The following is a 10272-nucleotide window of genomic DNA, read 5'->3' as shown; positions in this document are numbered from 1 at the left end:
GCCTCCTCCTCGCGCTCGCGGCCGACGATCCGGACTGCTTCGCGCTGATCTGGCGCTGGACCTCGGATCATCTCGGGGTTCGCCACGACGGCCTGTTCGCCTGGAAGTGGGAGCCGGGGCGGGCCGTCGTCGCTGACCGGAACGACGCCACGGACGGCGACGTCCTCATCGCCTGGGCGCTGGCCGAGGCGGCGCAACGTTTCAACCGTGCGGACTACGGGGTCGAAGCGCGCCGCATCGCCGATGCCGTCGCGGCTGCGGCCGTTCGTCCGAACGCGCTCGGACCGGTCCTCCTGCCCGCCGCCGCGGGCTTCGGTCCCGCGGACCAGCCCGGCGGTCCGGTCGTCAACCTGTCCTACTGGATCTTTCCGGCGTTCCGCGACTTCGCGGCCCTGTGGCCGAAAAGCCCCTGGGGTGGGCTGCGCGCGAGCGGCTTCAAGCTCCTCGACGTCGCTCGGTTCGGGCCGCTCGGCCTGCCGGCCGACTGGGTGTCGGTCGCCGGCGCGATGCCGGCGCCCGCGCACGGCTTCCCGGCAACCTTCGGCTACGACGCGATCCGGATCCCGCTCTACCTCGCCTGGGATGGTGACGCGCCCCCGCCCCTGCTGTCCGCCTTCGCCCGCTTCTCCCCGGCCTCCGATCCGAGCGTGATCGAAGTGTCGACGGGGGCCTCGGGCTCGTCGATGGGCGGCGTCGGGTACCGCGCGATCTTCGCCCTCGCCCGCTGCGCGGCGCGGGGCGAAACGGTGCCGCCCGATCTCATGACGGCGCGTGACACCCTCTACTATCCCGAAACGCTCCGCCTCCTGTCCCTCTCCATCATCCAGGAAAGGTACCCGCGATGCCTGTGAAGACGACCCTCCTCCTGACCTGTGCAGCGGTCGCCCTGACGGTCGTGGTGCGCACGGAGGCGGGCTACGCCTCCGTCGGGAACGACGCCGCGCCCGCCCCGATCTTCGAGGACGCCCGTCCGGCCGAGCCGAAGCCGCTCCGCGCTGCCGTCCCGACCAGGGTCGCACCGACATCGGCACCGGCCGTCGCCCCCTTCGTCCTCGACGCACCGAAACCCGCCGCACCCACCGAGGCGACGGCGCCCCGCAAGGATGCGATCGACCTCGACGCCCTGCGCTATTTTGCGGCGCAGAACGACCTCGGGCGGGTGTCGGCCGAGATCAGGCTGATCCGCTCGAAGCACCCCGATTGGGAGCCCCCGCAGGACCTGTTCTCGGAAGTCGGGAGCGGTATCGACGAGCAGCCGCTGTGGGATCTTCTCGCCCGCCGCGACTTCGCCGCACTGCGGGCGAAGATGGACGACATCCGCCGCGACAAGCCGGAGTGGCAGCCGACGAGCGACCTCGCCAACAAGATCGCGCTCGGCGAGGCCCGCGCGACGGTGATCGCGGCGTCGGACGGGCATCGGTGGACCGACGTGATCGCGACGGCGTCGACGAACCCGTCGCTTCTCACCTGCGACGATGTCGATGCCCTGTGGCGGACCGCAGAGGCCTTGGTGCGCACGGGCGATGAGGCCCGCGCGGTCGCGGCCTACCGCTACGTCCTCACCACCTGCGCGGCGGCCGACGTTCGGCTCGCGACGGTGCAGAAGGCGAGCCTGCTGCTGACCGCGCCGGGGGGCCTCGATGGTCTCATCGCACTCGGGCGTCGCTCGGCCGACGGGCGCGGCGAATTCGATCAGGTGCGGCTCGACCTCATGCGCAAGACGATCGGCGCGGCGACCGCCGGCACCGTGCCGACTCAGCCGACCCCGGACGAGATCGCGGCCGTGACGGCCAGCGCGGCGAGCCCCGGCGGCCGGGCGGATGCCGCGCTGCTCGGCTGGTACGCCCGGTCGCGCAAGGATTACGACGGCGCGATCCGGTGGTTCCGCGCCGCGCTGGCGACCGGCCCTGACGCCAAGGCCGCCGAGGGGCTCGTGCTCGCGCTGCGCGACGCGGGCCAGATCCCCGAGGCGACCAGGCTGGCCTTCCAGTATGCGGATCTCGATCCACTCAATCGTAAGCTGATGGTGGAGGTCGCGGCGCTCGCCATGTCGGACCCGAAGGCCACGCCCCTCACCCGCGACGAGGTGAGCGCCGCTATGGCGGCCACGGACACCCTGAAATCGTCCGATGGCGCCCAGGCGCTCGGCTGGTATAGCTACAAGAGCGGCGACGTCGCCAAGGCCGAGGGCTGGTTCCGCAAGTCCGCGGACTGGCAGGCGAACGAGTCGGCCGCGATCGGGCTCGTCGTGTCGGCCCACCGCTTGCGCCACGACCGCGACTACGCCGCGCGCATCGAACAATACCGCGAGACCTACCCCAGCATCGCGGAGCTCGAAAGCCTGATGCGACCACGACAGGCCTCGCACCCGGCTGCGCGCGTCGCCGTGCAGGCGCACCGCGGATCCGGCAAGCGCGTTGCGGTCGCGAGGGCGAGTGCCCGCCGGGCAGCGCCGAAGGGCGACGGATGGGACCGCAGCGCCGACGACATCGTCAAGGTCTACAACGCGGGCCAGTACGACCAGGCCGTCGCGCTGCTCGAGCAGCGCCGGCAGAAACGCGCCGAGCCGCGCGGGCTGACTGTCGTCCGGGGCTGGGCCATGTACAACAAGGGAGACTGGGAAGGGGCCAAGCAGGTGTTCTCCGGGCTCGACGCCGGCAGCTACTCCCAAGAGCGGATGGAGGGCCTCCGCGTGATCCAGCAGGCCTATACCCCACCGCATCTGCGCTGAGACGGCGCGGCCCTGCCCGACGCGCGCGTCGAATCGGTCGAGCTTCATGGCTCATCCAATCCATAGGGCGTGATTACGATCGGCGATCCGGAGAAGGCGTCCAGCGAGGCGGACATGCACTGCGTCGAATGCCCTCCTGCGGGCCGACACGACCAATCGGCTGTGAGGGGATCTGGTCAGAGCAGGCCTTGATCGGCGTCATATACCTACATGGGTCGACCCCGGCCGGCTCTGGTGGTTCGGGACTGAACGTACCTCCCGTCTCTGTCGCACATCTCCTAAGTTCTGCGACACTACCCCGAGCCGGGTCCACGTCGAGGAGAGAACATGTCGCAAAAGTTTGTCGCAGAATGTTTTCGTTCTGCGATAAGTTTTGCGACATGCGCCGGCCTCTCCGGCCCTCGACCGGGGTGGACACATGCTGACCGGCTACGCCCGCGTCTCGACCGATGACCAGGACCTCACGCTCCAGCGCGCGGCGTTGAAGGATGCAGGGTGCAAGCGCACCTTCGAGGAGAAGGCGTCGGGGGCCAAGCGCGACCGGCCGGAGCTCGCCCGCATGCTGGAGCAGCTCCGGGATGGTGATGTGGTCGTGGTGACCCGCCTCGACCGTCTGGCGCGCTCGACCCGCGACCTCCTCGACATCGCCGAGCGGCTCCAGAATGCCGGAGCTGGATTGCGCTCAATCGCCGAGCCCTGGGCCGACACCACCTCGCCCGCTGGCCGCATGGTACTGACCGTGTTCGCCGGCATTGCCGAGTTCGAGCGTTCCTTGATTGGCGAGCGGACCAGCTCGGGACGGAAGGCCGCTCAAGATCGCGGCGTGCGCTTCGGGCGTCCCGCGGCGCTGACGCCGGAGCAGGTCTCACTCGGGCGGCGGCTGATCGACGAGGGTAAGAGCGCACGCGAGGTGGCGCGCGTCATCCTGAAGTGCCATCCAGCGACGCTCTACCGGGAACTCGCCAGGGTGCCGGTTTCAGCCACTCCATCCTGAACAGGGGCGGCTTACCAAGAAGAGGGGTAGTCCTGTCGCATCGAGCTGCTTGCTTCCGCGGCGACCGATTTCAAGCCACGGGTAAGGCTTCCTTGATCAGGGCCACAAGAGGCCACCGAGGGCCACTGAAAGGCCACAAGGGAGGGGAGGTCACACCTTACGCACTGAAGGTGCCGGGACGTCGCGAAACGCTTCGGATCGCTACGAAATGCTGCGGTTTGTTGCGGTCACACCTGTGCACCTCCGATGCGGGAAGCGGGAACCTGCCGATGACGAGCCCTGTCAACCCCGCCAGTACCGGCCTTGCGGGGCGAACAGGCCGCCCCTGGTCCGGTTGACGCCGCCCGGGCAGCGTCAGGCGCCACATCCTGAAAGGTGGTTCCATATGCAGAGGTTACGCGAACGGCATCGGCGGCAGACATCTGCGACGCCTCCCGTCCTCGACGCGGACCCGGCTCGGGGCGGTGTCGCAGAACTTAGGAATTGTGCGACACATCGGCGGCAGGCCGGTCCTCCATGGTGGCGTTCAGGCGCTTCCTCACCTTCGCGATCGTGCCCTTGCTGCAGCGGAAGGTGTCCTGGATCTGCTGCCAGGATGAGCCAGTCCGCAGCATGGTGGCGATGCCCTCGTTTCGGGCCGCATTCTCGCGCCGGCCCTTGTAGGTGCCGGCCGCCTTCGCCTTGGCGGTACCCTCGGTGTGCCGCCGGCGGCGGTCCTCGTAGTCCTTGCGCGCGACCGCGGCCAGGACGTCGAGCAGCATGGCGTTCACGGCGGCTAGCATGCGGGCCGTGAAGTGGTCGGCCGGGGCGGTGACGGTCCACGACGTCGGCAGGTCGAGGGCGACGATGCGGAGCTGCTTGGCTTCGATCTCGGCCCGCAGCTGGCGCCAGTCGGGCTCGGTGAGGCGCGACAGCCGGTCGACCTGCTCGATCAGGAGCACGTCGCCGGGATGGCAGTCGGCCAGCAGGCGGAACAGCTCCGGCCGCGCCAGCTTCGCCCCGTTCTCGTTCTCGACGTAGCGAGTCGCGATGGCCAGACCGTGGTCCTCCGCAAAGGCATCGAGGCAGGCCCGGGCGCGATGCGCATCCTGCTCGGCGGTCGAGGCTCGGAGGTAAGCGCGCACGAACATGGACCACCGCTCCATTTAAGGTGGTCTACTATGAAAAGTCTGTTTTGGTTTGTCAAGCGCCGGTATGGTAGACTCACGCCGAAACGGTTCGCTTGAGGCATACCTAAACGGAGCCATCTCACAGTTGAATTCCTTATTTTCTGGGTTCGGTGCAGCGCCTAGAGCTGTTGCCGCTCAGGTTGGGTCATAGGCATCGTAGCCTGCTGCAGCGAGATAGTTTCGGCACTCATCGGGTCTGAAGCGCGTGAAGGCGTCGCGGATGGCAGCCCACAGGTCGGGGACAGTGCGGGCCGCCGCGGTGCGCAGCAGGGCCTTCAGCTTTGCGAAGGCTTGCTCGATCGGGTTGAAGTCCGGGCTGTAGGCCGGAAGGTAGAGCAGCTTCGCCCCCGCCGCTTTGATGGCCTGCCGGACGCCGGTCACCTTGTGGGCCGCGAGGTTGTCCATGACGACCGTGTCACCTGGTTTGAGCGCGGGCACGAGCGTGCCGGTGACGTAGCATAGGAACCGCGTCCCGTTTGTGGCCCCGTCCATGAGGTCGATCGCGAAGGGACCGCTCGCCCGCAGGGCGGCCGTGACGGTGGTGGTCTTGTAGTGGCCGTGGGGCACCGCGATGCGGCAGCGCTCGCCCCGCGGAGCCCGCCCGTAACGCCGCTCCATGTTGGTGGCGGTGGCGGTCTCGTCCAGGAACACGACGCGATCAGGGTCGATGTCGAGTTGCCCTCGAACCAGGCCTCGCGTGCCTCCATCACGTCGGGCCTGTCCTGTTCGGCGGCGTGCAGATCCCCTTTTTACGGGTGATGCCGTGACGCCGGAAGAAGCGGGACAGCCCGCTCAGGCTTGCCGTGGCGCCGCTTTCCCCCAGCACGTCCCTCACCTCGCGCAGATAGATCTGCGGGCGCGCCTCGTAGGCCTTCAGGATGGCGGCCGAATGGGCCTCAGTTCGGTGGGAGTGCCGGTCCCCACCCATCGGCTTGGCCGCGATCTCGCCCTCGGCCCGGAAGCGTGCGCGCCACCGGATGGCCGTCGCCACCCCGACGCTGAAGCGCTCCGCCGCCTCGCGGCAGGACGCGCCCTCCTCGATGGCGGCAATCACCCGCTCGCGCAGGTCCAGCGACAAAGCTCGGGGCATCGGTCTTCTCCGTGATCCGGCCACCACCGAATCACAGCACCGCCCCCTGCGCTACCTCGCCCGAGCCAACCTGAGCGGCAGCAGCTCTAAATAGGTGTCATAGATTTTTGCCGGCCGCATGCTGACCGCAGTACGAGCGTGACGGGTTGATCCACATAAACTGAAGATATTATCGTGCGGCAATATCAGGAGCAAAGGTTGCCGTGTAGAACCGTACCATGGTGAACCGTTTCGTGGCCAAGCTTCGTGAGTTCGTCGAACTCACCGACAAAGAATGCAAGACGCTTGCGCGGGTGACCAGCAATCCTCGCGACTACAAACCGCGTCAGGATCTCATCCGCGAGGGCGATCAGCCCGGCCCTGTGTTCGTCATGCTGGAGGGGTGGGCTTTTCGCTACAAGGTGCTCCCTAACGGATCGCGTCAGATCATGGCCTTCATGATGCCGGGCGATGCCTGCGATCTCAACGTCGGCATGTTGGCGACCATGGATCACAGCATCCAAACAGCCACATCCGCTCAGGTTGCAACGATCTCGCGTCAGGTCATGGACGAGATGATGGATGCTCATTCCGGTATAGCTCGGGCCATGTACATCGCGCAGCTCGTCGACGAGAGCACGTTGCGTGCCTGGATCGTCAGCCTCGGCCGGCGCAGCAGCGCCGAGCGGGCAGCGCACCTGCTACTCGAACTCCATATCCGCGCCGTGCGCACCGGCGTAGCGGGCCAGGACGGCATGGAATTGCCCCTCTCTCAGCAGATCCTAGCGGACGCACTTGGGATGAGCACCGTGCACATCAACAGGGTGCTTCAGGAGCTGCGTCAATCGGGAGCCATCGCGTTGCAACGAGGGGTCCTGCACATTCGAGATGCGGCGGCGCTGACCAAATTTTCAGGGTTCGACGAAGGATATCTGCATCGGCGGTTACAGAAGCAGGGATGATGCTGCATTCCTATAACATTAACTGGAGATATTGTTTTCTGTTCACATCGTGGTACGAGAGGTCATCGTCGGCTCGATGTCCGGGGCGCTGGCGGCTGTGAGCTCATAGCTTGCGCCTCGCATGAGGCCGAGCCTATGCCGCTGTTCTCCATCCAACTTCGCAACTCGGAGTTTTACGCTCGCGACGACGAGGCCGAGCATGACAGCGCGGAGGCGGCGCTCGCTGCCGGTGTGTATAGTGCCATGCGCATGGCGACTGACGAGATTGCCCGTGGTTGCCGCAACGCGGCAATCGAAGTCATAGTCGAGCAGGACGATGGTGCGCGCTTGCTCAACTCTGTGGTGGCGATCTCTGTGTCACCTTTGATTGTGGCAGATAGACCGATCTTTAGGGATCTATGATTGGTCAGCTTTTAAGCTTTCTGAGATATAGCTCGTTTCTACGACGACGTGGCCACGTCGGGCAGTCATCGACGATCCCGGTAGTTCGCTTGAGGTGTACCCAAACCGAACCGGCTGGAGCCGCAATCTGACCGAGCCAAAGTCCGTCCGTCTCGGAAGCTAAACGATGCCCCAGCGAGACGCCATGCCCCGTTAAGGTATACCTTTGCGAGGCTGCACCGGATGCATGACCAGCTCGGTCGCGACCTCGTCGGCCTTGCTCGACCATCGCGCCCGGTGTCCCATGTCGGCCGGCGGGATCTCACCCACCCCGCCCGCCACGGTTCTGCGGTCGACGGGCGCGGTCCCGCGAGCCGTGGCGTTCATCGGCTCGGCGCCGCTCATGCGAGGTTCAGCGATTGCGCCTCATCGTGTCGGCCTTCCTGCCGCGTATTGCGCCCTATCGCGGGAGGGAGACCGGGGGAGTCGGGCAGGCTCCGGCTCCCCCGCGCATTCTCGGCGTCGATCGCCGGCATAGGGTGCGAACTTGCCCTGGTCAGAGGAGCTCAAGCCTGAAACGCTCGTCATAGGTCAAGGTCAAGCTCTGTCTATGACCGCCGATCGGCTTCGCCGCTTCGGAGATGACCAGAGCGGGGCTTTTACGCCGCTGCGGCCTGAAAACGGCTTCGGACACGCTTGCGCGCGTAGAGATCGGCATCGGCATCGTCCACCAGGCGAGCGATGTCGATGGTGATCGGCCTACAGGCGACGCCCACGCTCGCTGACACCGGCAGCCAACGGCCGCGGAACGCGAGGGGACGATGGAAGGCGCTCTGCAGACGAGCGCGTGCTTCCTGCGCCTCCACCTCGCCCGGCACGGGCAACACGGCCACGAACTCGTCGCCGCCGAGGCGGGCGCAGACCGCTCCTTCGGCGGTAGCGGCGAGCCGCCGTGACGCCTCGACCAGCACGGCGTCGCCCGCAGCGTGGCCATGAGCGTCGTTGGTCTCCTTGAACTGGTCGAGGTCGACCGCGAACAGAGCCAGGCAGGGCATCGGGCGCGAGGCGGCCAGCAGCCCGTCGATCTCCTGCCGCAGGCCGCGCCGGTTCAGCAGGCCGGTCAGCGGGTCATGGATGGCGAGCTCGGCCCAGGCTGTCTCCCGGACGCGCTCCTCCGTGATGTCCACCATGATGCCGAGCACGGTCTCGACGATGCCGGTCTCGTCCGTCAGGGCAGCTCTGGAGCAACGCGCCCAGCGCATCTGATTATCGATGGCGCGGAAGCGGAACTCTGCCGTGCCCTCCGGATCGGGCCGGCCAAGAAAGGACGCCAGGTCCTGCGGGTGCACTCGCTCCAACCACTCGGCCCAGGTGAAGGGCCGCGCCGTGTCCTCGCCGATCAGCATCGCGATCTCGTTTGATCCCTCGTAGACGTCGCTGCGGACGTCGTACCGCCATTCTGCCCCGTGGATGGCCTGGAGGGCGACCGACAGGCGATCGCTACCGCGAGAGTGACCGTGCTCAGATGCCCTGTCTTCGCGGCAGACCCCGAGGAGAGCTGCCACGCGGCCATCGTGGCCGACCAACGGGGTGACGGAGGCGCGCCAGAAGGGCGATCCGTCCGACGTCGGTGACGTCAGAGTGACGTCACGGGTCAGGCGCCTCGTGGCGCAGCCTCCCAGCAGGGGCCACAAAGACTCTTCATCACGCCTGTTCCGCCTTGAGCCAAGTTCATCACAATGTGCCCAGGGTGACAGCGTGTACATCAGCAACGGATGGGAACGACCCACAGCATTCAGGCGAGCCTCGGCCAGAGTGCCGTGCGACGTAACCTCGATCAGGAACGCAGGGGCGGCCAAGGTCTCGATATCGATCACGCGGGCGTCTCCATGTCATTTGTTGCTTCATCGAACGCCGGAGGTGGCCTGAACGATATGCAAGCTGGCGGTGCCCCTCCCGACTTGGTTGACCCGCGGTGAACGATGGGAGCCGTGGATTAACCTCGGTCGGTCGCAGGCCGTCAGCGACCTCCTGTCTGCAGATCCGGCTCACCATTTTTCGGTCCGATTGGCTGGGCATCGCCAGCACGTCGGAGGGGTCCTGCTATGTCACCTTGATCAAGCGCCGCGCGTCGACCCGGAGCTGGCGCATGAACGCGCTGAAGTCTCGCATGGCTTGGCTCCGTCCGCCGTGGCGGGTGACGGCCTCGCGGTGGCGCTCGATGCCCTCCGGGGTCCGCGGACCCGCAGACAGGCCTCTGTGCATTCGGCATCGCGCGCCCGCCGACACCGGCATGTTGCGGCAGGTCGCGCCGCTCCGGGTTTTCGCCCCGCCGGCCACCGGCGCGGTCGCAGCGACCACCGCATCGTATAACAGCTTTTGAGGTCGCACGGACACCGGCTCCCCTCGACGCATGGGGTTAACCGTTCGGTCCGGCATGGTGCTCCCCCTCCCCTGTCCGGCCACGACGGGCTCGGCGTCCAGCGGCGCCATCGGTGCCGCGCCCTGCCCGATGGCCGCTGGCGCCGGAGGCGAGGCGGGCAGCGCCGTCCCGGCGGTCACATTGCCCACCATGGCCTGTGCGCCCTCGTTCACGATGACTCGTTCGACCCGCACCGTCTGGCCCGTGCCCTTCCCGCGGCGGCGCTGTATCGCTTCGGTCAGCTTGATCAGGGTCCGGGCCGAGTTGACCGCGTCGCGGCGAAGCTTCGATGAGACGTCGCTCTGTTGCTGCGGCAACATCGCCCTGCGGCTGCATTCCACGGTTGCGACGTGCATGGCGACGGCGGCGGAGGCGAGCATGGACTCGACCTCGTCCCGCGGCGCGAAGGCCCGCAGGGCGAGGCCTGCGACACCGGCGTTGTAGTTGTCCAGCGCCGTGCCGTCCGGGCCAGCATCGTGCGCTGGAGCAGGGTGTCGTTCCACAGCGCCCACTCGCTGCAGCCGATCTCCCGCATGGAGTCGGT

Annotated in this window: 8 protein-coding genes and 1 pseudogene; 5 read left to right on the top strand and 4 right to left on the bottom strand. The window is 67.2% G+C overall.

What is annotated here, in order from left to right:
- From L7N97_RS29595 to L7N97_RS29585, 3 genes are all read left to right on the top strand, one after another.
- Window positions 1-851 (top strand): family 8 glycosyl hydrolase (locus L7N97_RS29595; protein ID WP_237483030.1); only part of this gene is annotated, 851 nt, incomplete at its 5' end.
- The gene (locus L7N97_RS29590; RefSeq protein ID WP_237483027.1) at window positions 842-2731 is read left to right on the top strand and encodes a tetratricopeptide repeat protein; all 1890 of its coding nucleotides are present in this window, start codon (window positions 842-844) and stop codon (window positions 2729-2731) included. The genes L7N97_RS29595 and L7N97_RS29590, both read left to right, overlap by 10 nt.
- Before the next feature lie 418 nt (window positions 2732-3149).
- Entirely contained in the window at window positions 3150-3725 is a 576-nt protein-coding gene (locus tag L7N97_RS29585) for a recombinase family protein (RefSeq protein WP_237483025.1), read from the top strand.
- 476 nt (window positions 3726-4201) lie between these two features.
- On the opposite strand, the gene L7N97_RS29580 is transcribed toward L7N97_RS29585, so the two are convergent.
- The gene (locus tag L7N97_RS29580) at window positions 4202-4855 is read right to left on the bottom strand and encodes a recombinase family protein (RefSeq protein ID WP_237482854.1); all 654 of its coding nucleotides are present in this window, start codon (window positions 4853-4855) and stop codon (window positions 4202-4204) included.
- A 174-nt stretch (window positions 4856-5029) separates the two neighbouring features.
- Window positions 5030-5984, bottom strand: a pseudogene (locus tag L7N97_RS29575) (IS630 family transposase).
- 218 nt (window positions 5985-6202) lie between these two features.
- On the opposite strand from L7N97_RS29575, the gene L7N97_RS29570 reads away from it, so the two are divergent.
- Together L7N97_RS29570 and L7N97_RS29565 are read left to right on the top strand one after the other, a co-directional pair.
- Window positions 6203-6925 carry a Crp/Fnr family transcriptional regulator gene (locus L7N97_RS29570; RefSeq protein ID WP_237483023.1) on the top strand — a complete coding sequence of 241 codons (723 nt, stop codon included), beginning with the start codon at window positions 6203-6205 and terminating at the stop codon, window positions 6923-6925.
- Window positions 6926-7060: 135 nt separating this feature from the next.
- A complete protein-coding gene (locus tag L7N97_RS29565) occupies window positions 7061-7327 on the top strand; it encodes a DUF6894 family protein (protein ID WP_237483021.1) in 267 nt (88 codons plus the stop codon).
- 638 nt (window positions 7328-7965) lie between these two features.
- Here L7N97_RS29565 and L7N97_RS30425 read toward each other — a convergent pair.
- Complete coding sequence (locus L7N97_RS30425) at window positions 7966-9183, bottom strand: sensor domain-containing diguanylate cyclase (RefSeq protein ID WP_237483019.1); 1218 nt, start codon at window positions 9181-9183, stop codon at window positions 7966-7968.
- Between the two features lie 226 nt (window positions 9184-9409).
- Complete coding sequence (locus tag L7N97_RS29555) at window positions 9410-10108, bottom strand: HGGxSTG domain-containing protein (protein ID WP_237483016.1); 699 nt, start codon at window positions 10106-10108, stop codon at window positions 9410-9412.
- Between the last annotated feature and the right edge of the window lie 164 nt (window positions 10109-10272).

The sequence above is a fragment of the Lichenibacterium dinghuense genome (assembly GCF_021730615.1).
Lineage (GTDB): Bacteria > Pseudomonadota > Alphaproteobacteria > Rhizobiales > Beijerinckiaceae > Lichenihabitans > Lichenihabitans dinghuensis.
This window is presented reverse-complemented; position numbering and strand designations above follow the sequence as displayed.